This is a genomic window from Bradyrhizobium ottawaense (genome assembly GCF_900099825.1).
In the GTDB taxonomy this organism is placed as follows: Bacteria; Pseudomonadota; Alphaproteobacteria; order Rhizobiales; family Xanthobacteraceae; genus Bradyrhizobium; species Bradyrhizobium ottawaense_A.
Genome location: NZ_LT629693.1, coordinates 2691021 through 2716674 on the forward strand (window position 1 = coordinate 2691021; position 25654 = coordinate 2716674).

At 61.1% G+C, this 25654-nt stretch carries 23 protein-coding genes and 1 pseudogene; 9 read left to right on the forward strand and 15 right to left on the reverse strand.

What is annotated here, in order from left to right; translation table 11 throughout:
* Nucleotides 1-280: 280 nt before the first annotated feature.
* The 5 genes from BLR13_RS40110 to BLR13_RS12590 form a co-directional block, all read right to left on the reverse strand.
* Nucleotides 281-652: a histone gene (locus BLR13_RS40110; protein ID WP_074823732.1), complete on the reverse strand. Its 372-nt coding sequence runs from the start codon at nt 650-652 to the stop codon at nt 281-283.
* A gap of 222 nt (nt 653-874) precedes the next feature.
* On the reverse strand, nt 875-2203 hold the full coding sequence (glcF, locus tag BLR13_RS12575) for a glycolate oxidase subunit GlcF (RefSeq protein ID WP_074823729.1): 1329 nt from the start codon (nt 2201-2203) through the stop codon (nt 875-877).
* A complete protein-coding gene (locus BLR13_RS12580; protein WP_074823727.1) occupies nt 2200-3483 on the reverse strand; it encodes an FAD-binding protein in 1284 nt (427 codons plus the stop codon). The genes glcF and BLR13_RS12580 overlap by 4 nt, the downstream gene beginning before the upstream one ends.
* A gap of 8 nt (nt 3484-3491) precedes the next feature.
* Entirely contained in the window at nt 3492-4670 is a 1179-nt protein-coding gene (locus BLR13_RS12585) for an acyltransferase family protein (protein WP_074823724.1), read from the reverse strand.
* Between the two features lie 27 nt (nt 4671-4697).
* A complete protein-coding gene (locus tag BLR13_RS12590) occupies nt 4698-6191 on the reverse strand; it encodes an FAD-linked oxidase C-terminal domain-containing protein (protein ID WP_074823722.1) in 1494 nt (497 codons plus the stop codon).
* Between the two features lie 283 nt (nt 6192-6474).
* Between BLR13_RS12590 and cycA the strand changes: the two genes are divergently transcribed.
* Nucleotides 6475-6882, forward strand: coding sequence for a cytochrome c-550 CycA (cycA, locus tag BLR13_RS12595; RefSeq protein WP_074823719.1), 408 nt, complete (start codon nt 6475-6477; stop codon nt 6880-6882).
* Nucleotides 6883-6930: 48 nt separating this feature from the next.
* Here the strand turns inward: cycA and BLR13_RS12600 are convergent, their stop codons facing one another.
* Entirely contained in the window at nt 6931-7224 is a 294-nt protein-coding gene (locus BLR13_RS12600; RefSeq protein WP_074823716.1) for an antibiotic biosynthesis monooxygenase, read from the reverse strand.
* Between the two features lie 178 nt (nt 7225-7402).
* A complete protein-coding gene (locus BLR13_RS12605) occupies nt 7403-8368 on the reverse strand; it encodes an alpha/beta fold hydrolase (protein WP_074823713.1) in 966 nt (321 codons plus the stop codon).
* A 264-nt stretch (nt 8369-8632) separates the two neighbouring features.
* Here BLR13_RS12605 and BLR13_RS12610 point away from each other — a divergent pair, with 264 nt between their 5' ends.
* Nucleotides 8633-8812, forward strand: a complete 180-nt coding sequence (locus tag BLR13_RS12610) for a hypothetical protein (RefSeq protein WP_074823710.1) — start codon at nt 8633-8635, stop codon at nt 8810-8812.
* A 125-nt stretch (nt 8813-8937) separates the two neighbouring features.
* Here the strand turns inward: BLR13_RS12610 and BLR13_RS12615 are convergent, their stop codons facing one another.
* The 3 genes from BLR13_RS12615 to ykgO all read right to left on the reverse strand — a co-directional run bounded on the left by BLR13_RS12615 (nt 8938) and on the right by ykgO (nt 10230).
* Entirely contained in the window at nt 8938-9126 is a 189-nt protein-coding gene (locus BLR13_RS12615) for a hypothetical protein (RefSeq protein ID WP_349517922.1), read from the reverse strand.
* Nucleotides 9127-9324: 198 nt separating this feature from the next.
* Nucleotides 9325-9993, reverse strand: coding sequence for a tetratricopeptide repeat protein (locus tag BLR13_RS12620; RefSeq protein WP_074823706.1), 669 nt, complete (start codon nt 9991-9993; stop codon nt 9325-9327).
* Nucleotides 9994-10104: 111 nt separating this feature from the next.
* Complete coding sequence (gene ykgO / locus BLR13_RS12625) at nt 10105-10230, reverse strand: type B 50S ribosomal protein L36 (protein WP_002718645.1); 126 nt, start codon at nt 10228-10230, stop codon at nt 10105-10107.
* 332 nt (nt 10231-10562) lie between these two features.
* Between ykgO and BLR13_RS12630 the strand changes: the two genes are divergently transcribed.
* A complete protein-coding gene (locus BLR13_RS12630; RefSeq protein ID WP_074823703.1) occupies nt 10563-11591 on the forward strand; it encodes an acyl-CoA desaturase in 1029 nt (342 codons plus the stop codon).
* Nucleotides 11592-11736: 145 nt separating this feature from the next.
* On the opposite strand, the gene BLR13_RS12635 is transcribed toward BLR13_RS12630, so the two are convergent.
* Together BLR13_RS12635 and BLR13_RS12640 are read right to left on the reverse strand one after the other, a co-directional pair.
* Complete coding sequence (locus BLR13_RS12635; RefSeq protein ID WP_074823700.1) at nt 11737-12174, reverse strand: MaoC family dehydratase; 438 nt, start codon at nt 12172-12174, stop codon at nt 11737-11739.
* A gap of 12 nt (nt 12175-12186) precedes the next feature.
* The gene (locus BLR13_RS12640) at nt 12187-12663 is read right to left on the reverse strand and encodes a MaoC family dehydratase (protein ID WP_074831591.1); all 477 of its coding nucleotides are present in this window, start codon (nt 12661-12663) and stop codon (nt 12187-12189) included.
* 131 nt (nt 12664-12794) lie between these two features.
* Here BLR13_RS12640 and BLR13_RS12645 point away from each other — a divergent pair, with 131 nt between their 5' ends.
* The 5 genes and pseudogenes from BLR13_RS12645 (at nt 12795) to BLR13_RS12665 (ending at nt 18192) form a co-directional block, all read left to right on the forward strand.
* Nucleotides 12795-13679, forward strand: coding sequence for an amidohydrolase family protein (locus BLR13_RS12645; protein WP_074823697.1), 885 nt, complete (start codon nt 12795-12797; stop codon nt 13677-13679).
* A gap of 47 nt (nt 13680-13726) precedes the next feature.
* Entirely contained in the window at nt 13727-14560 is an 834-nt protein-coding gene (locus BLR13_RS12650; RefSeq protein WP_074823694.1) for a dienelactone hydrolase family protein, read from the forward strand.
* An 80-nt stretch (nt 14561-14640) separates the two neighbouring features.
* Nucleotides 14641-15462 carry a dienelactone hydrolase family protein gene (locus tag BLR13_RS12655; RefSeq protein WP_074823691.1) on the forward strand — a complete coding sequence of 274 codons (822 nt, stop codon included), beginning with the start codon at nt 14641-14643 and terminating at the stop codon, nt 15460-15462.
* Nucleotides 15463-15561: 99 nt separating this feature from the next.
* Entirely contained in the window at nt 15562-16809 is a 1248-nt protein-coding gene (locus tag BLR13_RS12660; protein ID WP_074817123.1) for an IS701 family transposase, read from the forward strand.
* A gap of 223 nt (nt 16810-17032) precedes the next feature.
* Nucleotides 17033-18192 (forward strand): annotated as a pseudogene (locus BLR13_RS12665) (IS30 family transposase).
* Between the two features lie 150 nt (nt 18193-18342).
* Here BLR13_RS12665 and BLR13_RS12670 read toward each other — a convergent pair.
* Entirely contained in the window at nt 18343-20103 is a 1761-nt protein-coding gene (locus tag BLR13_RS12670; protein ID WP_074823688.1) for an adenylate/guanylate cyclase domain-containing protein, read from the reverse strand.
* 317 nt (nt 20104-20420) lie between these two features.
* Between BLR13_RS12670 and BLR13_RS12675 the strand changes: the two genes are divergently transcribed.
* Complete coding sequence (locus BLR13_RS12675) at nt 20421-21275, forward strand: Bug family tripartite tricarboxylate transporter substrate binding protein (protein ID WP_074823684.1); 855 nt, start codon at nt 20421-20423, stop codon at nt 21273-21275.
* A gap of 223 nt (nt 21276-21498) precedes the next feature.
* Here BLR13_RS12675 and BLR13_RS12680 read toward each other — a convergent pair whose 3' ends face one another.
* The gene (locus BLR13_RS12680) at nt 21499-21684 is read right to left on the reverse strand and encodes a hypothetical protein (protein ID WP_138833647.1); all 186 of its coding nucleotides are present in this window, start codon (nt 21682-21684) and stop codon (nt 21499-21501) included.
* 197 nt (nt 21685-21881) lie between these two features.
* A complete protein-coding gene (locus tag BLR13_RS12685; protein WP_074823678.1) occupies nt 21882-25136 on the reverse strand; it encodes an AMP-binding protein in 3255 nt (1084 codons plus the stop codon).
* Nucleotides 25137-25654: the final 518 nt, after the last annotated feature.

Here is a 25654-nt window from a genome sequence, read left to right on the forward strand (position 1 = left end):
GAAGCAAAAAAGTCAAGCATGTGCCGCCTTTTTAGGCGTTTGGATCGTTTCAAAAAATGTTGTCGGCGGGTGTTGCATTCCGAGCACAATTTCGGCGGTTTTCCTGCCCTTCGGGATGCATCTGAAATCTGAAAGACAGCGGAGACGGCGGCTGTCGGACAGCGATTTCCGCGAATCAATCGTCCGTAGAAATCCGGGGGCCGCGCCCAAGAGATGCGCTCAAACCAAAAGGGCCGCAGCGGTGCTGCGGCCCTTCGAGCGGAGTGTTGCTGGCAATGACCTAGTGCTGGTCGCCCCCGTTGGACGATCCCCATGACGGGGGTGACGGCTCCGGGGTAGCCCAGCTCGGGGCGGGCGCGGGTTCCGGTGCGGGCGCAGGTGCCGGGGCTGCCGCCGGCTTGGGGGCCGCCGCCTTCTTTTTCTTTGCCGGGCTCTTCTTGGCAGCCTTCTTCGGCGCGGCTTTCTTGGCCGACTTCTTGGCGGATTTCTTCACGGCCTTCTTGGCTGTCTTCTTGGCAGCCTTTTTGGCCTTCTTCGCCGATTTCTTGGCGGTCTTTTTCGACGACTTCTTCGCAGATTTCTTCTTCGCCGCTACCGCCTTCTTGGCCTTTTTAGCCGTCTTGCCTTTCTTGCTCTTCTTCGCCTTAGCCATCGTGGTCCTCCTGTTGCCGCTGGTCCATGAGCCTGTCGTTGCGTCGGTCGTCTGGTGCGTAGGTCGTCTGGTGTGTCGGTCGTCGAGCGCTTCGAATAGTCCATCAAGTTGGATCGTTGCGAGTTGGATCGTTGAGCCGGATCGTCTGAGCATGGTCATTTCAGAAACCCGTTGTCCGCTGTTCCGGACACGCTCGGGGCCGATCGATCCGTTCAATTTCGATCAGTTCAATCCTGCCCCTCTCAATTCAGGTTTTGGACCTCCTGTCGCCCAATCGAGAAGCTCAATGGTGTGCACCACAGGAACTGACGTACCGCCGGCAATTTGAACCATGCACCCGATATTGCCCGCAGCGATCATGTCCGGTTTGACTGTCGCAATATTGGCGATCTTTCGATCGCGCAATCTGCTCGCAATGTCAGGCTGGAGAATGTTGTAGGTCCCCGCCGAACCGCAACACAAATGGCTCTCGGGTACATCTTTCACCACGAATCCATTCTTGGAAAGCAATTCTTTCGGAAGCTGCGTGATTTTCTGCCCGTGCTGCAGCGAACAAGCCGAGTGATAAGCGACCGTTACGTCGCCTCGCTGTGTCGATGGAAGAAGATCGAGGCCGCTGAGATACTCGGTGATATCCTTTGCCAGAGCGGATATTTGCGCTGCGGGGCCAGCGAATTCGCGATCCTCGCGCAGCATGAAACCGTAATCCTTGATCACCGTCCCGCAGCCCGATGCGGTCACCAGGATGGCGTCCAGCCCGCCTTGTTCCGCTTCCCTTTGCCACACGCTGACGTTGCCTCGGGCCCGCGCCAGCGCGTCGCCGTCCTGCCCGAGGTGATGGGTCAGCGCGCCGCAGCATTGCTCGTCCTTGACCAGCACGACCTCGATGCCGTGGCGCGTCAAAAGGTTGATGGCGGCCTGGTTGATCCGCGGCGCCAGCACCTGCTGGGCGCAGCCCTGCAGCAGCGCGACCCGCCCCCGCCGCTCGCCGACGGCCGGAAAAACGCTTCCGCCTGATGGCCCCGGCGCCGGCAGACGGCTCGGCGCCAGCGCCAGCATCGCCTTGATCCGGCGCAGCAGCGACGGGGTCGCCGCGGCCTTCGGCGTCGGCAATAAAGCGGCGAACGGCCGGCCGAACCGCGCCAGGATCATACTGGCGCGAAACAGTTTTGGCCGCGGCAGCACGAAGGCCAGTACCGCGCGCAGGATCCGCTCCGGCAGCGGCCTGGAGAAATCCCGCTCGATCCGGACCCGCGCCTGGTCGACCAGGTGCATGTAGTTCACCCCCGACGGACAGGTGGTCATGCAGGCCAGGCAGGAGAGGCAGCGGTCGATGTGCTTGACCACCTCCGGCGTCGGCGGCTTGTCCTTTTCCAGCATCTCCTTGATCAGGTAGATGCGGCCACGCGGGCTATCGAGTTCGTCGCCGAGCAGCACATAGGTCGGACAGGTCGCGGTGCAGAAGCCGCAATGCACGCAGGCGCGCAGGATCTTGTCGGCTTCGGCGATATCGGGATCGGCGAGCTGGGCGAGCGAGAATTCGGTTTTCATGAGCGAGATCCCCGCGTCAGCCGGCCGCGGTTGAGGATGGTCTTGGGATCGAAGCTGTGGCGCACCCGTTCGCTCAACAAAGCAAGCCCGCCCGGTTGCGGATGGAATACATCGACGTTGCGCCGGACCGGTTCGGACGCCCGGACCAGCATGGCGTGGCCGCCGGCGGCCTCGACGCGCTGGCGCACCAGCGCGGCTTGCGCGTCCGGCCTGGGCGGCAACGCCGCCCAGATCAGGCCGCCACCCCAGTCGTAGATCACGTCGCCCCCGGTATCGCGCGCCAGCGCCTGGCCAAGGGCGCCACCGGCGGCCGGCGGACAGACGATCCGCCACACCGGCCACGCCCCGAGCGAGCCGCGCGCCGCGAACGGCTCGATATCGCGGATCGCACGCCAGACCGCGTTAGAGGCCGTATCCTGCAAAATCTCCACCGCCCCAAACGGCGCGAGTGTCTTGGACAATGAAACGGCGCGATCCGCGACCGAGGCGGCAATGCCTTCCAGCCGGATCAGCGTCACCGCCTGGTCCTGAGACCCAAGGCCCTGAGACCCAAGGCTCTGAGACTCAAGGCCCTTGGACCCCAGATCCGCCAGCGCGCCGCCGGCCGGCCGGAACGCCGAGGTCGGCAGGTGCGCGGCACCCGAGACGTCGAACGGCGAGCCGAGTGCCGCCGTCATCGCCCGATTCGCGGTCAGGTCGTCGAGGGCGCGCAGCATCAGCGTGCGCTCGCTTTCGGGCTTCGGCATCACCTTCAACGTCACTTCGGTCATGACCGCCAGCGTGCCCCACGACCCCGTCAGCAACTTGCAGAGATCGTAGCCGGTGACGTTCTTCACCACCCTACCCCCGGTCTTGAAGCTGTCGCCGAAGCCGGACACCGCATGCGCGCCCAGCAGATGATCGCGCGCGCCGCCGGCCTTGATGCGGCGGGGACCGGCGAGGCCCACGCCGATCATGCCGCCGATGGTGCCGTTGCCGGGCATGCCGAGCAGTAGCGAGGTGTCGACCGGCTCGAACGCGAATTGCTGGTTCTTGGAATCGATCAGCGACTGCACGTCGGCAAGCGGGGCGCCGGCCTGCACCGTGATGATCAGTTCGTTCGGCTCGTAGGCCGAGACCGCATTCAGCGCCGACAGATCCAGCAGCGCATTGGTCGCCATCGGCTGGCCGACCTGACGCCTGGTGCCATGGCCGACGATCTCGAGCGGCTGCTCGCTGGCGATCGCCGCCCGCACCACCTGTTCGACGTCCTGGGCGTCACGTACCTTGAGAGTGTCCATCGGAAGCCCTAGACGATTGCGCGCAACGGCGACTGCCGCAGCACGAAGGCGGATGCCGCGAAACTGCCGATCGCCGCAAGGAACGTCAGCAGCATGGCTTTCACCACCGCGCCCAGTGCGACCGGATGCAGCAGAATGGCGAAGCCGATCAAGATCGGCGGATGAATCAGGTAGATGCCGAACGCATTGTCGGAAAGCCGCCGTGCAACCGGTCCTTGCACGTCGAAATAACGTCGGTAGATCGCAAGCATCAAAAGACCCATTCCCACACAGACCAGCGCTTCCCACAGGCATTTTCCGGCACTCACCGGATTGAACCCGCCCGCATATTGCGCAGTCTCGCCCTGCAAGCCACCGCCAAACACGATGAGCGCAGCAAATAGCGGGACCGACAACGCCAGCGCGAGCGATCCCCACAGCAAAGACAGGCGCGCGGGAAATTCCGTGATCCAGTTGCCGCGATAGCCGAGGACGCCGGCCGCAAACATCAGGACGTATTGAGGGAAGTCGCCTGGGTGCATGTTGAGGATCGAGGCGTTCCCGCTTACGCCGACACGGACCAGAAAGGTCGAAGCCGCCATCACGGCGATGAAGGCCGCCACCGCTATGGCGCCACGGCGATCGCCGGCGAGTTCGATCCGGGACTCCTTCCACCCGGTCAGCCGGACCAGCGCGTAGACGATGGCAAACAGCAGAAGCGCGGCGCAGAACCACATCGGTCCGGTTTCCGAAAGCCACTCGCCGTCCCTGAGATGAAGCAGCCATTGGTGCCCGAAGCCACCGTCGCCCCATGTCGAGGACAGGAAATACTGGGTGAGCGGGCCGATCACGAGCATATACAGCAGTGTCGGCAAACCGAGCCGGAAACAGCGGTCGCGGAGAAACCGCGAAAACCCCTTCCGATCGTAAGCGGCGGCGGAAAAATAGCCCGCAATGAAGAAAAGCACCGCCATGAAAAATGCCTGCAGGAAACTCTGGTAAACGCCGAAGAAAACCGTGGTGCCGAAACCTGTCTTTTGCCGGTCCACGTAGTACCAGTTTCCGAACGGACTATAGGTGTCGCATGCATGCATGCTGAGCACCAGAACGATCATCGTCCATCTGATGTTGTCGATGAAAGCCAGGCGAGAAGCGGTGCGCTCTTCGCTCGCCGCGCGTGTCATCCCACCGATCGAGAAATCCGTCATGCGTGCCTCGGGTCGCTGCCAGGGCCCTCAGAATCGCGGAAGTTCGGGAAATGCCAGCTTGCCGCCGTGCACATGGACGCGGCCGAGTTCGGCGCAGCGGTGCAGCGTCGGAAACACCTTGCCGGGATTGAGCAAGCCCTGGGCGTCGAACGCGCATTTCAGCCGCTGCTGCTGGTTGAGATCGATCTCGGTGAACATTTCCGGCATCAGGTCGCGCTTCTCGATGCCGACGCCATGTTCGCCGGTGAGCACGCCGCCGAGTTCGACGCAGCAGCGCAGGATGTCGGCGCCGAAGGCTTCCGCCTTCTCCATCTCGCCGGGCTTGTTGGCGTCGTACAGGATCAGCGGGTGCAGATTGCCGTCGCCGGCGTGAAACACGTTGGCGACGCCGAGTCCGTATTTTTCCGACAGTTCGCGGATGCGCGTCAGCGCCTTCGGCAGCGCGCCGCGCGGAATGGTGCCGTCCATGCAGAGATAGTCGGGCGAGATGCGTCCCACCGCCGGAAACGCCGCCTTGCGGCCGGCCCAGAACAGATTGCGCTCGGTCTCGGACGTGGAAATCTGGCAGGTGGTCGAACCGCAGCCCTGCGCGATCGCCTCGACGCGGCGGATCAGTTCATCGACCTCGACGCTCGGCCCGTCGAGCTCGATGATCAGCAGCGCCTCGACATCGAGCGGATAGCCGGCGTGGACAAAGGCTTCGGCGGCGTGGATCGCGGGCTTGTCCATCATTTCCATGCCGCCCGGAATGATGCCGGCGCCGATGATGCGGGCCACGCACTCGCCGGCGGCCTCGACCTCGGCAAAACCGACCATCAGCGCGCGGGCGGTCTCCGGTTTCTGCAGGATCCGCACCGTGATCTCGGTGATGACGCCGAGCAGGCCTTCGGAGCCGGTGATGATGCCCATCAGGTCGTAGCCGGCATTTTCCGCCGACTTGCCGCCGATTTTCAGGATCTCGCCCGACATCAGCACGATTTCGCAGCCGAGCACGTTGTTGGTGGTCATGCCGTATTTCAGGCAATGCACCCCGCCGGAGTTTTCCGCGACATTGCCGCCGATCGAGCAGGCGATCTGCGACGACGGATCCGGCGCATAATAGAACCCGGCATGCGCCACCGCCTGGCTGATGGCGAGATTGGTGACGCCGGGTTCGGTGACCACGACGCGGTTGTCGAAATCGATCTCGCGGATGCGCTTGAACTTGCCCAGGCCCAGCAGCACGCCGTCGGCCAGCGGCAGCGCGCCGCCGGACAGCGAGGTGCCGGAGCCGCGCGGCACCACCTTGATGCCCTGCTCGGAACAGTATTTCAGGACTTTCGAGACCTGTTCCGAGGTGTCGGGCAGCACCACGACCATCGGCGGCTGGCGATAGGCCATCAGCCCGTCGGACTCGTAAGGCAGCATTTCGGCCGGCGTATCGATCACGCCCTCGCCCGGCACGATCGCGCGCAAGGCGGCGACGATGGCGTCGCGGCGATCCAGCACCGCCTGATCGGAGGCCGGCATCATGATGGCCATGCGCGTGTCCCTCCAGGGCGTTAAATTTCAAGGCGCTGGATTCCAGGCCGTCGGATTCCAAGCCCATGCGTTATCGATTTGTGGTGCCAAATCAAGCACGTCTGAGCAGATTTGGGTAGGCCACCAAGGTCGGATTGCCGTACCGGGCAACGATGAGTTCTCTCTGGGGCAAGTCCATCGTCATGAAACCTGTCAAGGTTTCATGACTTGTCCTGTCGAAGCCGGCCATGCCACAAGCGAGTCGCAGCGATAGTCACCCCACCGAAGAGACGAAGAGCATCCCATGATGAAACCGACCTTGAGCGCGCTGATTGCCCTCACCTCCCTGACTTTAGCGGCGGCGGGCGCGCTGGCGCAGGACGTCGACCTCGCCGCCGGCAAGGCCTCGTTCAACAAGTGCCTGGCCTGCCACGCGATCGGCGACGGCGCCAAGAACAAGGTCGGCCCGGAACTGAACGGGCTCGACGGCCGCCATTCCGGCACCGCGGAAGGCTATTCCTATTCGGACGCCAACAAGAACTCCGGCATCACCTGGAACGAGGCCCAGTTCAAGGAATATATCAAGGACCCCAAGGCCAAGATTCCCGGCACCAAGATGGCCTTCGCCGGCATCAAGAGCGAGACCGAGATCAACAACCTCTGGGCCTTCATCTCGCAATACGACAAGGACGGCAAGACCAAGTCCAAGTAAGGCTCGCCGGCGATTCCGCACGAGAATCGCCGGCCGGTCTCGGCGACGTTACGCCAGCGTATGCACGATCACCGGCCCGGCCACCGCCGTCGCCGGCCCGGTGAGCAGCTGCTCAAGATCGTGCTCGATCCAGGCCAGCGCGCGCTTGTTGGATTCCTCGGCGCCCGCAAAATTGTTGAACAGGCTGATCGCGATCACCGTGTCGTCGGGCGTATAGACCACGTAATAGCCCATGAAGCCCTCGACCCCGCTAATCACGGGAATGGCCCCCTCCTTGATCCGGCGTGTCAGCTCTTCGACCTTGCCGGCCTTTGCCTTGCCTTGACGTATGGCGGCGTACATGGCGCTCTCCCTCAAAGGTCAGCTGCCCGTAAACGAGAAACTTTCACGCGGTCGCATGCTGGGCGGGACGAGCAGCGGAATCCCGCAACAGTCGCCATCGTGCAATGGCTAGGCTACGCCGATCCCGCCAGGATGGAAGACGGCGCGAGCAGAGGCGGACCCGGGAATTGCCGCCGCCCTAATTGACGGCCGCCGCCGTGCTTGGCGCCATCGCGCCGATCATCGCCTCAATCTCGGCCATCACGCGATCGGGCGCGGCGTTCTGCACCATGTGACCGACGCCGGGCAGCACGACCAGTTTGGCATTGGGCGCGGTGGCGGCCAGCGGCTGCGAGTGGATATGGGTCGACACGGTCTTGTCGGAGCCGTCCCCCGAAATGATCGTGACCGGCACCTTAATCTCGGCATAACGCGGCGCCTGCCCGGCGACGGCGGCCTTCAGCGTCGCCAGGTCGTGCGCATTGGCAAGAAATTCGCGCGGCCGCAGCAGCAACATCGTCGCGGTCTCGCGGACATATCCGTCCGGCATCGCCTGCGGGAAGAACACGCTGCGCGCGCCGGGCTCGGCCAGAACGGCGCCGAGCGGCAGCGTGATCGTGTAGGCCAGTAGCGGGCCGATCACCGGCAGGGCCACGATCTTGTTGTAGCGTCCGACGCCGCCGGGCCATGGATAGGCCACCGGCGCCAGCATCACGAGGCCCGCGACCGCTTGCGGATAATCCAGTGCCATCCGTGCGCCCAGCGCGCCGGCCCAGGAATGCACCACGAAGATCGCCGTGGTGATGCCAAGCCTGGCCAGCGCCTCCGCGACCATCCGGCCCTGGATTTCCGGCGTCGAGTCGTCGAGGCGCGCGCGGGTGCTCCAGCCATGCCCGGGACGATCGATCAGGATCACGCGGTGATTTTTTGCGAGGCCCTCGCCGAGCGGCCGCCGCATCGCTTCGAGATTGGAACTGGCGCCATGCAGCATCACGATCGGCGGACCGGCCGCATCGCGCGGGCCGAGTTCGACGATGTGAAGGCTGGCCCCGGAAACCTCGACGATGGCACCGCGCACAGGATGCGCCCGCTGCACCAGCAGCACACCGGCCTGCGTGATCAGCGCCAGAACCAGCAGCGCAGCCCCGATAATCACCGCCACCATGGCAAATGCCTGAAAAATCTTTCGCACCAATGAGCTACGGCCGGAGCCTGCGCGGGGTTTCGGAACGGCTATCCACAGGACGCAGCCCCTGTGGATAACGGGGTCATCCGGCCGTCATCGCAACTTTATACGAATGCGTTGACACTTTCGCCATGTGTCGGCGTGCCTGATGGGGCAGCCGGCGCCCGAAACTGTACCCGAAATCCACAGGAACAGCGGCCGCGGCCACGACTTTTGTTCCAGAGTACAATCGGAGAACTAGCCATGATTTCCAATGCAAGCGAAGCGGCCATCGACCAGATCGTGGCAAACTGCAACGGCGACATTCGCGGGGCGCTGAAGGCGCTGTTGCTGGTAAATGAGCGGCTCGAGGCGGAGCTGGCGGAGTTCTACGCGGCCGTCGGACTCGACGGAATGGCCCGCGGCAGCAACGCCGTGCACTAGAATTTCCAGGATACCCGCCTAGCTCGAAAACGCTCTAATCGTTCTTGTCCGCTTTGTCCGCGTCCCGCGCTTCGTCGGGCGGTTCCGGCGGGCATTCGCGAATGGTCGAGCGCGCCAGCTTGGCGTCATCGTTCGACCGATAGGGGCCGGCTTCCAAACGTGACGTTGCCGCCGACCTGGCTGTTGACGACCGGGTTGCTGGTAATGATCTCGCATTTGCCGCTCGCGCGATCGCCGGTCACCCAGTAGCCTTGCGCGAAGGCGACGTTTCCGGCCGCGATCAAACTCGCGCCGGCCAGCAGCAATGACTTCATGGCTACGCTCCCAACACGCTGAGAAAAAGACGCTGTGACGCCAGATAATAGCGCGTCGGCGAGCTGTGTTCCCGTACCTCGGCACGCTGTCCGAAGTTGAGGTTAACCGGGGCTCTCTTTAATTGGGCATGATCTTATCGGAAAACCGGTACCCACTTTGCGCTTGCGCGGCCCTCCGGGTCCGGATCATGCCCGGAATCAGATATCGCGGCCTTCGACCTTTTCGGTCAGCGTCTTGACCAGCTCCGGCACCTTTTCCAGGTGCGGATTGACGGCGAGCGCCTTGCGGAACGCATCGAGCGCGCGCTTCTCGTCGCCGATGTCCTGCATGATCATGCCGAGGCCGGCCAGCGCGCCGAAATGGCGGGGTTCGCGGATCAAAACCTCTCGGATGTCCTCGAGCGAATGGGCATAGTCGTTCTTCAGATAAAACAGCGTCGCGCGCCGGTTCCACGCCTCGACGTAATCCGGGCGCAGCTTGACCACGGCATCCAGGAGCTTGATCGCAACATCCATCTGCTGCGCGTCCATCGCCGCCTTGGCGCGCAGCATCAACAGCGCCGCGGTATCGCTCGGGGTCTGCATCCACATCGCCCAGATCCGCGCCTCGACATGTTTGGCGCTGGCTTCATCGGGGGCGGCCTTCAGTGCACCGAACAGGAAATCCAGTCCGCGGCTGCGATCGGCGCCGATCTTGGGCAACTTGGCCGGCGCTTCCGGCAGCTTCTTCTGGCTCTTCGGCGGGGGGATGACCCGGGGATCGCGGGGAGAATCGCTCTGGGCAAAAGCCGTCAGCGGCACGGCTGCAATAACAGCGGCGAAGATCGCAATCCGGCAGTCTCTGGCATCCGGGAATCTCAAAGCCATGCGCCAAGTCTAGACGCGCAAAATCGCGCTGCAAAGCAGCACGTCGTCAAAGACCTGTGAAGCGAGGGGTGCTGGCGCAAAAACCCGCAGCCTAGGCTTAGCCTTGTCGGCTTAACCTTGGCGGGCCTTGAAGCGGCGCTGCACCTTGTTGATCACGTAAACCCGGCCCTTGCGGCGGACCAGACGGTTGTTGCGATGGCGACCGCGCAGCGATTTCAACGAGTTACGGACCTTCATGGGACAATCCTGATGCTTCGAAAGGCCGTGTTGAAGGCCGAACCTGAATACCTGCCCGATAGTGGCAAAATGGGATTAACCCCGCCAGCGGCGATCCGCCCGGGATGCGCGGTTTCTAAGCCATCGCGGGGCCGGATGTCAATCAACCCTGCAATGGCGCCTCAATCCGTTCTCCGGTTCCGCTATGGAACTGATTCTCCAGCGATTTTTGTCAAAGGCGAGCGTCAATTAGTCTCAGATTTTTGGACCCCGAAGCAGGTTCGAACCGTATAAGAGGCATCAGGGCCCGCAACGCGTTGGCCAGACCTCCTGCGAAATGGACCCATCCCGGAATGACGACCGCTCCCCGGCCGATCGCAAAAGCTGCGGTACTTGATCCCACCGACCTGGCCCCTTCCCTGGCGAACTCCCGGATACCGCTGCCGGCGGGCGTGCGGCCGTTTCAGCTCAACTGGCCCTACATCATCGTGATCGGGGCCTATCATGTGCTGGCGTTGCTCGCGTTCCTGCCCGGCTATTTCAGCTGGAGCGGACTGATCCTGGCCATCGCCGGCACCCATTTGTGCGGGCTGTTCGGCATCAACCTTTGCTACCACCGGCTTCTGACCCATCGCGGCCTGAAATGTCCGAAATGGCTGGAGCACGGGATGGTCGTGATCGCGATGTCGTGCCTGCAGGAAACGCCGGCGCGTTGGGTGGCAATCCACCGCCGTCACCATCAATTCGCCGACGAACAGCCGGATCCGCATACGCCGCTGGCGAGTTTTTTCTGGAGCCACATCGGCTGGATCCTGGTTCACCAGCCCGAACTGTCGCGGCTCGGGATCTACGAACGCTATGCCAAGGACATCCTGCGCGATCGCTTCTATGTCGCGCTCGAGCGCCACAACTGGCTGGTGTGGATCAATCTGCTGCAAATGCCGTTGTTCTTCGCCTTGGGCTTCGCCACGGCATGGCTATCAGGGGAAACGCCGGCCGCGGCTACACAGACCGGACTGAGCATCCTGATGTTCGGCGTGTTCGTGCGCACGGTGCTGGTTTGGCATATTACCTGGGCGGTCAATTCGGTGACCCATGTGTGGGGCTATCGCAATTACGAGACCGACGAGGACAGCCGCAACAACATCGTTGTCGGCCTGATCTCCAACGGCGAAGGCTGGCATAACAACCATCACGCCGACCCGCGCTCGGCGCGCCATGGTCATCGCTGGTGGGAAATCGACAACACCTGGCTCACCATCCGCTTTCTGGCGCGTATCGGCCTCGCCACCGACGTGGTGGCGCCGAACGCGCATCTCGCCGGACGGCCCAGGGGCAGCCGGCTGACGACCCGCGGAACGACTGGCGTTCCCGCCGAGTAGACGGTCCCAACCAAAAATATCAAAAACAACCCCATGCAAAGTAGCAAGGTGCTCGCTGGCGGGGAGGCTTTACAGCGAAAACATTTTGACACGTCGGGCAAATCACCGGCACTATTCCAACCTCGCGCTGCAACTCCCGCCGCCATCAATCGTGCGGAAATTCCACCATGGCCTCACCGGTCGCGACCTTTTCGCCGGCCTGGTTGCGGACCATGACGTCGATCAGCACCCAGCGCGAACTCTTGGTCACCTGCTTCGACTTGACGATGCCGGCCGGCTGGATGGTGTCGCCGGGCCGCACCGGCTTGACCCATCGCGTTTCCAGCCGGCGATGGATGGCGCCGCGCGGATAGGCCCAGTCGGTCAGCATCCGCGAGATCAGCCCGAAATTGTTCATGCCGTGCATGATGATGCCGCCGAAATTGGTCTTGCCGAAACTGCCCTTCATGTAGTCGTCGTCGAGATGCAGCGGGTTGTAGTCGAGCGAGGCGTCGCAAAACAGCCGGATGGATTCGCGAGAGACCGCGAAGGTGGGTCCGTCGATGGAGTCGCCAGCAGTGAGATTTTCGAATGTGGTGGTCATCGCGCCCTCCTTTTACACCGGCCGGATCGTCCAGCCGCGGCCGGAACAGATCACTTCATTGCGCTGATTGAAGAAGACGTTGTCGTGCACCACGAACAGCCGTTCGCGCTTGATGAACTTGTCGAGCGCGCGGGCCTCCAGCCGGATCACGTCACCCGGCCGCGCCGGGATGTTGTAGCTCCAGGACTGCCCGGCGTTGACGGTGCCCGGCGAGCGCATCCAGTCATCCGCCGGCGTGCAGGAGAACATCAGCAGGATATGGATCGAGGGCGGCGCAATCAGCCCGCCATAGCGGGTGGTCTTGGCATAGGTCTCGTCGAAATAGATCGGATGGTCCTCGCCGACCGATTTGCAGTACAGCTCGATCGCTTCTTTGGTCAGCGTGTAAGGCAGGGTCTTGCGCGGCGCGCCGGGGACGATGTCGTCCCATGCCTTGCGCAAATTGGCGTCTTTCCAGAAATCGGTCTCGAAGGCCTCCGCCTCCGACACGCCTCCAGGCTTGCCTTGGGCCATGCCGCACTCCCTGATGTCCGTGCTTTGTTTCTGCCGCCTTGCGGAATTTGTTATATAGTATAATCAATTTACCCAGCCCAAAAAGCAAGCCGCCTGGAAACCCCGAAATGCCCAAGCTCAAACTGCCCGATATCGAAAAAGTCGTCGCCATCGACATCCACACCCATGCGGAAGAACCGTGCGGCATGCATGGCGACGACGGCTATGACGATTTCCAGGCGCAGATGGCCGACTATTTCAAGTCGCCGAACAAGCATCCGCCGACCGTGCCGGAAACCGCGGCCTACTACCGCTCCAAGAACATCGCGGCCGTGATCTTCCCGGTCGACGCCGAGCGCGAAACCGGTTTTCGCCGCTACAACAATTACGAAATGCTGGAAGCCGCCGCCGACCATCTCGACGTCCTGATCCCCTTTGTCAGCATCGATCCGCACAAGGGCAAGCTCGGCGTGCGCGAGGCGCGCAAGCTGATCGAGGAATACGGCGTCCGCGGCTTCAAATTCCATCCGACCATGCAGGGCTTCTATGCCAACGACCGCATGGCCTATCCGCTCTACGAGGCGATCAACGAGGGCGGCGCGATCGCGCTGTTTCACACCGGGCAGACCGGCGTCGGCTCGGGCATGCCCGGCGGCATGGGCATGCGACTGAAATATTCCAACCCGATGTACATGGACGACGTCGCGGCGGATTTTCCCGACCTGAAGATCATCCTCGCCCACCCGTCCTTTCCCTGGCAGGAAGAGGCGCTGTCGGTCGCGACCCACAAGCCGAACGTCTATATCGACCTCTCCGGCTGGTCGCCGAAGTATTTCCCGCCGATCCTGGTGCGCTACATCAACTCGATCCTGCAGGACAAGATGCTGTTCGGTTCGGACTGGCCGGTGATCACGCCGGACCGCTGGCTCGCCGATTTCGCCAAGCTCGAGATCCGCGACGAGATCAGGCCCAAGGTGATGAAGGCCAACGCCCGGAAGATTTTGGGTATATAAGAAGCATCGCCATCGGCGGGGGCAATGAAGCGCGATGGAGGTCCGTCATGCACCTCGTCAAAGCGGCTGCTTTCGTTATCGTCCTTCTGGCCGGAACCGCGGCTGGTTGCCGTGCCATCGCCGAGCCTTCCGCCAGCCTGGTCGATTTCGAGACGCCGCTGTCGAAGCCGCAGCCGCTGCAGGGTTACCTGCGGCAACCGGCCGGCGCCGGTCCCTCGCCCGCCGTGGTGCTGCTGCACAGTTGCAATGGCAACGCCCAGCGGCTCGACGAACGCTGGGGCCGGCGGATTGCCGCCTGGGGCTATGTCACGCTCACCGTCGACAGTTTTGGTCCGCGCGGCCTGAAGAACACCTGCAGCGGCGGCGCACCGGTCGACCTCGCGCTCGATGCCTACCGCGCGCTGGGCTTTCTGGTGCAGCAGCGATTTGTCGACCCGGCCCGCGTCGCCGTGCTCGGGTTCTCGCAAGGCGCATGGCAGGCGCTGTCGTCGGTCGAACGCGGCATCCTCGAGCAGGCCTCGCCGAACAAATTCCGCGCCGCGATCGCCTTCTATCCGCACTGCCTCGGCTTCAAGGGTGACATGACGGTGCCGACGCTGGTCCTGATCGGCGAGCTCGACGATTGGACGTTGGCAACGGAGTGCCGCAATATGGTAGACGGTCGCGACGACTGGGGCATATCACGGCAGAAGGACCGGGGCGTTCCGATCAAACTGATCGTCTATCCCGGCGCCTATCACGCCTTCGATGCGCAGGGCCTTGCGACACCGATGCAGTTGCTCGGACACCATCTCGAATACAATTCGTCGGCGACGGACCAATCGATCGGCGCGGTGCGGGATTTTCTTGAGGCAACGATGACGAGATCAGGCCCAAGGTGATGAAAGCCAACGCCCGGAAGATTTTGGGTATATAAGAAGGCGTCCGACGCGCGGCGGACGGTTGAGCAAGATGGTGGCCTGTGACAAGCCTCGCCAAAATCGCTGCCGTCGTCGCCGCCCTCCTGACTGGAAATGCGGTAGAATGCATCGCGGCCGAACCGGCCCCGATCGTCGTCGAAATCGAGAGCCCGCTTGACAGTCCACATCCGCTTCAGGGATATCTGAGACATACCGGCGTTGCTGGCCCCTCGCCCGCGGTCGTCCTGTTGCATAGCTGCAATGGGAATTGGCGACGGCTCGACGAACGTTGGGGAAAACGGATTGCGTCCTGGGGTTATGTAGCACTCACCGTAGACAGCTTCGGACCGCGCGGCATCAAAAGCTGCGGTGACAAATATCCGAATGATCTGGCCGCCGATGCCAACCGTGCCCTGGACTTTCTGGTGCGGGATCCGGCAATCGATCCTGCTCGTGTTGCGGTGCTTGGTTTTGCACAAGGCGGTCGGATGGCTCTCATGTCGGTCGAGTACGGCTTCATGGAGCAAACATCTCCAAACAAATTTCGTGCTGCCGTCGCCTTCTATCCACCATGCCGTGGCTTTAAAGGTGACATAACGGTGCCGACGCTGATCCTGATCGGCGAACACGACGATCTGACGCCTGCCGAAGATTGCCGCAAGATGGTAGACGGTCGCGACGACTGGGGCATATCAAGGCAGAAGGACCAGGGCGTTCCGATCAAACTCATCGTCTATCCCGGCGCCTATCATGCCTTCGACGCGCCAGGCCTGACGACGCCGATGCAGCTGCTCGGACACCATCTCGAATACAATCCGTCGGCAACAGACCAATCGATCGGCGCGGTGCGGAAATTTCTGAAAACGACGATTGGCGGGAACTAGCACTACTTTGGCAGATTCTGGGAGTTGATCGGCGGGACTGGATTCCCGAATCACGTTTTCAATGATTCATGGGTGGTCGGCTTTTTGGAGGGCTGACCGGTGGATACGACGTCGAGGTGGGAAGATGAGCTTGGACGCTGGCTCGAGCCATTCCTGGATCGTTTAGGTCACAAGGCTCGGCGGCGGATGTGTCCGCTATATGTTTCAGGACTCATTGGGCCGGGCGACCGCAAGAGCGTCCAGCCAATGGCGGCGCGGCTGGCGCCGGGCGACTATGATCAATTGCATCATTTCATCGCTGATGGCGTCTGGGACGCGGCGCCGTTGGAAGCAGAATTGCTCGTTCAGGCCGACCGGCTCGTCGGCGGCACAGATGCAGTGCTGGTCATCGACGATACATCGATGCCGAAGAAGGGCGATCGCTCGGTTGGTGTAGCTCCGCAATATGCATCAACTCTCGGTAAAACGGCGAATTGCCAAACATTGGTGTCGCTGACGCTTGCGCGCGGTGAAGTGCCGGTAATGGTGGCGCTACGTCTCTTCCTTCCCGAGAATTGGACGAGCGATCCGGTACGTCTGAAGCGCGCCGGCGTTCCAATCGAGCATCGCGCGGCACGGTCCAAGCCGGAGATCGCGCTGGCTGAGATCGATCGCGTGATCGCAGCCGGTGTTCGCTTCGGCTGTGTGCTGGCGGACGCGGGATACGGATCGAGCGCGCCGTTCCGTCATGCTCTGAGCGAACGCGGCCTCTTATGGGCAGTTGGTATGTCGCGGCGCCAGAAAGTCTATCCGACCGATGTCACCATGATCTTTCCAACGGAGAAAGCCCGTAAGCCGCGCAAACACCATATCCCGGATATGTCGCCAGTTTCAGCCGAGACGATGCTGGTCGGCGTAAAGTGGCAGAAGATCAGCTGGCGCGGGGGTACGAAAGGCCCGCTGACATGCCTTTTCGCTGCGCGGCGCGTCCGCATCGCGGATGGCCCAAAGCACCGCGTGTTCGATAAAGGTGTCGAGCGTATGCCTGGCGATGAAGTGTGGATCCTGGGCGAACGACGATCGAGCGGAGAGCAGAAGTACTACATCTCGAATCTGCCCGCTGACGTTCCGCTTAAGACACTGGCAGCTGCCGTTAAGGCGCGTTGGATTTGTGAACAGGCGCATCAGCAATTGAAGGAAGAACTGGGGCTCGACCATTTTGAAGGCAGGTCGTGGGCCGGATTACACCGGCATGCCCTGATGACGATGATCGCCTACGCCTTCCTTCAATCCCGCCGCCTCACCGCAGCGGGACGGAAAAAAAAGAGTCTCAGGCCCACCGCCACAACCGAGCATGCCGGCCATTAGACAAGCCATCCTCAACCTCTTCGTGCGGCCCCCACCACTACGATGCACGCACTGTGAGATGCTGCTCGCAGGCAGCCTTAAGCCAAATCTGCCAAAGTAGTGCTAGGCCGTGTACGCGTAAAATCGAGATTCATTGGCGCGGCTTGACCGATGTCCGCTATCCGACGGCGGTCTCAACCGATCGACGCAACACTTTATCTTAGAGGAAAAGATGGAGTGTGGGATGGAGCGGAGATTTCATAGAGGGTTTACCACGGCCGAAAAGACGGAATTATGGGACCGTTGGAAGCGCGGGGAGTCGCTGAAGGCGATCGGACGAGCTTTTGGTAAGCAGTCATCGTCGATCTATTTTGTGGTTTCCCCGCATGGAGGGTTTCGTCCTTCGGAGCGACGTCGCTCCAGGCTGGCATTGACGCTTGCGGAACGCGAGGTGATTTCCAGGGCGTTACGGCACGCCAATCGTCCCGGTCGATCGCCAAATTACTTGGCCGCTCGCCCTCGACGGTGAGCCGTGAAATGAGCCGCAATGGCGGCTGTGATCGCTACCGGGCGACAGTTGCGGACGAGAATGCCTGGGCACGATCTCGTCGTCCAAAATGTTGTAAGCTGGCGACCAATCCGCGGCTTCGGCAGGTGGTGGCAAGGAAGCTCAGATTAGATTGGTCACCCGAGCAGGTCGCCGGCTGGCTGAAGAGAACGTTTCCTGAAGACGAGTGCAATCAGGTGTCACACGAGACCATCTATCGCGGCCTGTTTGTCCAAGCGCGCGGCGTGCTCAAAAAAGAGCTGCTTTGCCATCTTCGATCGACGCGCTCGATGCGTCGCTCCAGACCGGTTGATCCGAATGGCGATAGACGGGGACATATGAAGGATGCCGTCTCAATCCGTCAGCGACCGGCTGCGGTTGAAGATCGGGCGGTGCCTGGCCATTGGGAGGGCGATCTGCTGTCCGGGCCGAATAACAGCTACATCGCGACCTTGGTCGAGCGTCAAACGCGTTACGTGATGTTGGCCAAGGTGGCAGGCAAGGACACCCGGACTGTAGTCGATGCGCTCATCAAGCAGTCGAAGAAGCTACCAAAAGAGCTGTATAAGTCCCTGACCTGGGACCGGGGCAAGGAACTGACGGATCATCGCCGCTTTACGATGTCGACCAACATCGATGTCTATTTTTGCGACCCGCAAAGCCCGTGGCAGCGCGGGTCGAACGAGAATACCAATGGCCTGCTGAGACAGTATTTTCCAAAGGGCACCGATTTGTCGGTGCATTCGCAAGCCCATCTGAACAAAGTGGCTCGTCAGCTAAACGAACGACCACGCGAGACCTTGCAATTTGAAACGCCAGCAGAGAGATTTAACGCCTGTGTTGCGTCGACCGGTTGAGCCGGCAGACGCTTTGCGGACTGCCCCCAATGAGCGGACATTCTCAGAGTCCGTCGGCATGTCTCAAAGGTGCAACAAGCAAACTTCGGCCGAGCGACCACCGCGCAAGACGACAGGGCGACTGTCTTGCCGCTGCGCCTTTCGCCAAGACTATGGTGGAAGGCCGGCCTTTCGCAGCCCGTCAACCAGGTGCTCCAAGTCTTCGGCGCGTTTGAGAATGGATACCTGCTGCTGGGTGCCGCTGATGCTGTATCTTGGATTCAGGCGTAGAACCTCGCTTGCCTCTGCACGAGCATCTTCCATTCGTCCCAGTTGAGCGTATGTCGCGGCCAAGAAGGCGTGGCCATACTGGTGATTCGGCGCGCGGCCAATCGCTTCAGTCAACCAATGTTGGGCATCGTGGTACTCCTTGCGGTGGTAGTGAGCTACGCCGGCCATCAACGGTGCAAAATGCGGATGGAATGGATCAAGGCGCATTTGCGACTTGGCGATGGCAATAGCTCTGACCGGCTCTCCCACCGAGTAAAATATCTGCGCAAGGCGGTAATCCGCGAAATTGGGGTTTAGCGCAAGCGCTCTTTCGGCGGCGGCAGTCGCTGCGTCGAAGTCACGCTTCCGGATGATGTTGTAGCCCAATTCGGCATAGGCTTCGGGCAGGCTCGGATTGAGCGCAATTGCCGTGCGCGACAATTTGATAGCCAAGTCAAGGATAGTCGGGCTCAAATATTCATCGTTCAGGGGATTGAGCCAAGCCACCCGGTGAGTGCTGGCCAGCATTGCATAGCAACGGGCATATTTCGGATCGATGGCCAGCGAATCCGCAAGATGCCCTCGTGTCCTCAATAATTCCGCCATTTGCCACGAGGACTGGAACGATATCCAGGCCGCAGCCGCGCGCATGTAGTGATCGTAGGCCTGCCAAGTCGCGGGCGGCTTGAGCAAGGTGCGTTCGGCTTCCGCCATGTTCACATGCGCGACCAGAATTGCGGCGATTGTCCGCGCAACGTCGTCCTGAATCGCAAATACATCCTCTAACTTCTGATCATAGTGCTCGGCCCAGCGGTGGACGCCACTTGCAGCATCAATCAGCTGCGCCGAGATCCGAACTCGGTCATTGCCCCGCCGAACGCTGCCCTCTAGAACATAGCGCACGCCGAGTTCTTGCCCCACCTGACGCAAATCAACCGCTCTGCCCTTGTATCGAAAACTCGAATTGCGGGCGATCACGAACAAGTCGGAGAAGCGGGACAACTCGGTGATAATGTCTTCCGAAATTCCATCCGCAAAGTACTCCTGCTCCGGGTCGCGACTCATATTCTCAAAAGCCAGGACAGCGACCGATGGCTTGTCGGGAAGCGCAAGCGCCAATCGCGCCGGAGCATTGCCGAACGACACGCGATAGACCCGCACCGGTCGCGCAATGTTCTTCAGTTGATGCTCGCCACTATCTTCGAATTCGACGTCAAGCTTATCCTGCGTATCTTCTCGGACGCGTTGCGACACACAGATACCGCCCGGCTCGCAAAGCGCCTCGAGCCGAGCCGCAACATTTACCCCGTCTCCAAAGATATCGCCGCCTTCTATAATGATGTCGCCGGCATTGATGCCAATGCGGAACTCGATCCGTTTCTCAATTCGCACATCGGTGTTTCGGATGATCATGCCACGCTGTATCGCAACGGCGCATCGCATCGCGCTGACCACGCTGGCAAACTCCACCAACACTCCGTCGCCGGCGCTTCTGATGAGCCGTCCGCTGTGCTTTTCGATCTCGGGATGGAGGAGCGCGGACAGATGTTCGTTCAGCCGGGCGTGCGTACCCTCCTCATCAGCACCCATTAGGCGGCTGTAGCCAGCCACATCGGCCACGAAAATAGCACTCAGTCGCCGTTCCACACGGTCTGCGGCCATAAAAGCTCGCCCTGATCCGATCCGATCTTTAATCAAAGTCTATTGTCGGAAGCAGGAGGTGTCTATCGGGCTCCGAACACCGGTGTCCTTCAGGCCGTGCCAGCCCGCGTACGAGATCGGCGAGATCGACCTCGGTATCGAATTCTGCCTGTTTTGACAGCGACCGCGTGCGATTCGCGGACGGATGGGGCGCGCCCGCAGCGGGCCGGACAGCGCCAAGCTGGTCAGATAACGTTCTTTCGGAGGTTGCGGCCTTGAAGGGCGCGTGGTCCAGTTGTCTTTGAAAAACGCGATACTCGTCGAAAAAGGATTACCGCATGACGAGACTCACGCCGCTATTTCTCGCCGCGCTTGTGATGCTCTCCAGTCCCGCACTGCCGAATGATGGGCAGATTACATTGGTTGTGGGATTTGCGGCAGGGGGAACCTCTTCAACCGCAGCCAGAATCGTTGCTGAAGCAGCAGAGCAGATTACGCGAACCTCGACGATCGTGGAAAATCGACCTGGTGCAGGAGGGGGAATCGCGGCGGATTGGGTACTTCGGCAAAAGGGGACGCAGACACTCTTGTTCATGTCCTCCACGTCGTCGCTCAGAACGTCTCCTCAAAGCGGGCTCGTGCCCATCGGAATTTTGGCGACCTTCCCATACGTTGCTGTCACGAGAAAAGACGCTCCCGCGCATCTTGCTGAATACATGCAGGAAGCCTCGCGCGAGGAGAAATATCGCACCGTAGCCACCGCAGGCGCCGGCAGCATTCCCCATCTCATAGGTACAAAGCTTTTCAACGACTACGGAGTGCCGATGGTACACGTGCCCTATCAAGGGTCGGCGCCGGCGATCCTCAGTGTCCTTGGGGGGCACGTCGCGGTTGCGATTGTTCCTTTTCCAGACTTTCTCCCCTTTCAAGATTCGCTTCGCATTCTTGCGCAAACCGGCAGCGGGATTGAGACGGAAGGATGGGTCGGCATCTTCGCTCCGCCGGAAACATCAGCGGAGGACGTCGCCCGACTCTCCGAGATTTTCCGGCAAGCATCGCAACGTGCTCAGGATAAACTACAAAATGTCGGATTTGAGCACGTATGGCGATCCGGTGCCGAGGCACGAGCGATGCATGAGAAAGATTACACCCAGTGGACGCCAATACTTAAGGTGCTCGGAATTCAACCCTGACACAGCCGCAACGGTGGCCGGCCATGACGTGACTAAGGGCTTCACACCCTGCCGTCCGGAGCAGCGTCGATTTTGCGTGCCCTTTGGTCAGGCGCTCCGCCGTCTTTTCCGCATTCGGCAAGCCCATGTTTCGGGGCTGCCTCGAGCTCCGATCACGGAGCCCCGGCACGGATGAAGCACGGAGACCGGGTTGCAGCCTTGTCGGGCGCTAGCGGCCCGGGCACTAACGGCGCTTTGATACTTTCTGGACCGTCTTGAGCGCTTGGTTGACGCCCTTCAGCGATTCATTCACACCCTCCAGCTGCGCTTGCAGAGCATCCCTGCGCTTCTGTAGGTCCTTTAGCAGTGCTTTCCTTTGCGCCGCGCTCAATTCCTCGAAGTCGATGAGATCCACTGCAAATCTACACATGTCCGCCTCCAAGTGGCAAAACTAGATTTGATCAATCCCTTGTCCAGTACGCGGCTGAATTGTCGACAATTTCTAGTGGATAATCAAGCTGGATGATACTCGGATCGGACGAATTTTGGGCGACCTTGCGCGTGGCAGGACACCGGCACAAAGCGTTGCACTTTTTTCACCGGCTTGGTGCGACTGACCTGATCGTTTCAAGGATCCATCAATCGGCCAAGCTGCTCGTTGGGGTTTGCGGCCGCATTGGCCAAGATTGCCGTGTAATCGGCAATCCAATTCTGGACGGTGTTTGGCTTGAACAAGTCGTCCTTACGTCCGCATATGCCGGTAATCCCCGACGGGGTGTCCTTGAGGGTTATCGAAAGCCAAGCGCGATCGATCGGCATGGCGGACCGTTCTTCCTGGTAGCCGAACGGCCGAACCGTCAGATCGGGCGGCCGGAGCGCGCGGCGGAACGCAACTTGGAGAACGAAATAAACTTGAACGAGTGATGCCGGGCACAAGCCGGTTTCTTCCGCTAGTCGGCCGGCAATGATATCGAAGGGTAGTTCTTGTCTGGCGTAAGCCTCCAAGACGGCCTTGCGTACGCGATTGAGCGCTTCGCTAAAGGTCAGATCAGCATCAAGTTGGGTGCGGATGATGGTTGTGTTCGCGAACGGACCGATCACGCGTTCTGTCCTGAGTTGAGGCCGATTGGCCATCAAAGTCGCTACGCAAATGTCGTTGCGCTGGCTCCGGAGCAGCAGCATGGTCTTGAAACCGGCGAGTAGACTCATGAACAGAGTTACGCGCCGGTCACGGCTCATGGCGCTCAGCTGCGTCACCAGATTGTTCGATATTTGAAATGGTTCCTGGAGAACGCGCGAGGTCAATTCGCCTCCAACGCTGCTTTTCGGGGCCGCAAATGGAGGCGAGGCTTTGTCGAGGCACCGCTTCCAGTAAGCGAACTGTCTGTTTGCTTCCTCGGTGCTGGACCACAAACGCTGCCAGCGAGCGAAGTCGGAAAACTGAAACGGTGGTTCGGGCAGCTGCGCCTTCGCACCGGAAATCGTAGCTGCATAGATCTCCGAAAGCTCCTCCATGAAGATTGCCATCGACCAGCCATCAATGATGATATCGTGCATGACCAGAAGCAAAACATGGTCCCTAACGTCGAGCCGGAAGATATAGGCCCGGAACAGTGGCGCATTGTTCGTGTCGATCGGCGCCAAGGAGCCCCGCTCGGCTTCCAACTTCGCCTTTACCAGCAGAAGTTCCTTGGCCCGGGCATCTCCGGTATGCGCCGGGGCTGCATAATCCTTCACGGTCAGGATTGATCTGACATCGACGTCCGGCACGACGCGAGCGAGAGGAACCTCACCCTGCCAGATAAACACTGTGCGCAGAATATCGTGCCTACGCACGAGCGCGGCAAGGCTCTGCTCGAGCACGGGAATGTTTAGTCGGCCCTGCAATCGATAAGCGAACGGCAGATTGAACTGAGGCAAACCGGGTAGTTTTCGCTCGATGCGTAGCATGCGCTCCTGCACGATGGACACCGGCTGTGGACCATCTCGATCAGCGCGCGAGATCTCCGTTGGCGGATCGTGCGGGCGCGCCAACGAGCCGGCCCCCTGTTTTGATGAGTCAAGGCGAAGCGCAAGAGCCGCAACGGTCGACGAATTGAAGATATCCTCGAACGACAGGGTGATGCCGAAGCGCTCTTCCACACGCAAAATCATCTGCGTCATGGCAAGTGAATCTACCCCGAGCGCGAAGACATCCTGGTCAACGCTGATCTGATCGATGTCCAGGATGTCTTTCCAGATACCGGCCAGCTGACGCTCCAATTCCGAGCTGGGGGCAACTCCCTTGCCGCCGTCCTGGATTGGTCGGGTCTTTGAAAAGACGGCCGCAAGTTCATTGCGCTTGATCTTCCCGCCGGCGCCTTTCGGGATCTCCGGCACAATCAGGATGAGGCCAGGGACCTTAAACCCGGCCAGGCGTCCTCGGGCAAAGTCTCGGAGACTTTGTGCGCTCACCTTTGCGTCCTGACGCAGCATGATAGCGGCGGCGACGTCCGCGCCTAATCGCTCGTGAGGAACAGGGAAAACAGCGGCTTCGATCACAGCCGGGTGGCTCAGCAAGGCGCCCTCTACCTCGGCGGGGGCAACCTTCTGCCCGCCCTTATGGATGATCTCCTTGATGCGACCAACGATGAAGAGATACTGGTTGGCGTCCAGGTATCCGAGGTCGCCGGTCCGGAACCAGCCGTCCTGAAATGCGGACTCGGTAGCTGCGGCATCATTGTCGTACCCTCTAGTTATGGTGGGACCTCGCAACGCGATCTCTCCACGTTTGCCGGATGGCAAGGGACGGCCCGCACTGTCCAGTATCGCGATCTCGGGGCCCGCCGGCCGGCCGACTGAACCGCGCTTTCGCCGCTGCAAGGGATTTGCAGCTATCTGGGTGGCGGCCTCCGTCATGCCGTAGGTGTCGATAACGGGAACACCAAACAACGCTTCCAGTCCGTCGAGCACTTCAGGCGACAGAGACGTCGAAGCCGAACGAACGAGCCGCAAGGAAGACCGCTGCGCAGCCCGCCTGTAGGGATCCGCCGCTGCCAATAGCGCGCGATGGATTGCCGGTACCGCCGTGTACCAGGTTGGTCGAAACTCCGTCAGCCAGCCGAAGAACGCTGATGCATCGAAGCCTGGCGGACAGACCGCACTGGAGCCTGCCGCAAGCGTGGCCAGAAGTCCCGATATCAAGCCATGCCCATGAAAAAGAGGCAGCACGCTCAGCAATCGGTCGCGGGCCTCAAGCTCCAAGGCGGCGCCAACATTGTCGGCTGACAGACAGACGCTCGCATGGGTCAGAGGGACCGTTTTGGGCCGCGACGTACTGCCAGATGTCATCAGGATGAACGCGTCGTCAGCGCCGGACGCAAACTCATCGTCAGCCAGCCGTTGCGGCGCCCGACCGACAACAGTGAACGCGCCGGCCGCCTCGTTGGGCCGCATCGACACATCGATCACGGGCACGCCCTGGATGTGGGCGGCGCGTCGGCTGGCCGAGTTCAAGTCACCGTGCGTCAATAGCGCCGCTAGGTGCAATTCGCCGAAATAACGTTGGTATTCATCACAGGTGAAACCCGGATTGAGAGGTACACAAACTGCGCCGGCTGCAACCGTGATCGCCGCTACTGCAGCCTCTGGTCCGTCCGACAACACCACCGCGACCCTGTCAGTTCGGCGCACGCCGATGTTCCGCAACCCGAAAACCACCTCATTCGCCTGCGTCCACAGCGCGCCATACGCCATCGGGAGGCGCGCGGGGGCCAGAATGGCGTGGCGCTCCGGCGCATTTTCCGCATGGTCGGCGAGGAGATCTCGAATGCACGAAAAGGGGCGTCTGCCGGCGCTCTTGCGTGCGATACCTTTCTGCAATTCCCTGACAATATCCGACAATGCCGCCCCTCCTCGTCAATGTCGCTCCGTACCCTGCGCTGTCGAAGTCATTTCCCAGAACCCTCAGGCACATCGAAGCGCGAGAATGCGCGGATAACATCGTCGGGCAATCGACCGCAGGCGCCTCGGCTGCGCTCAGGCAAGTTGCCCGTTCTGACAGCATCTTAGGAAGCTCAACGCTTATAGCAGTATGTTGGGCCGCTGTCCGGCATGGCCGACGACCGTTTCGGGTCATTCGCGTCGATTTTGCCATATCTTCGATATGTCCGCTATCCGGCTCATTTCGGACCTGTACACTCGACGTTGCGAACCGAGTAGGCGTGATTCAAGCTGTTGAAATCAAGCGCGATGCAGTTCGCTGATCGAGTATATGACGCAGACTGGCCAGATCGCGCCATGATCGGCGCGGCGCGTATGCGGCGGTCGTCATCGGCGTGCCCGCGATCTCGCTGGTATCCAGGCGCAAAGCGTCAGCGTCGCAGTGCTGGTGATTCTGGCAGTCTGCGTTGCCGCCAGTT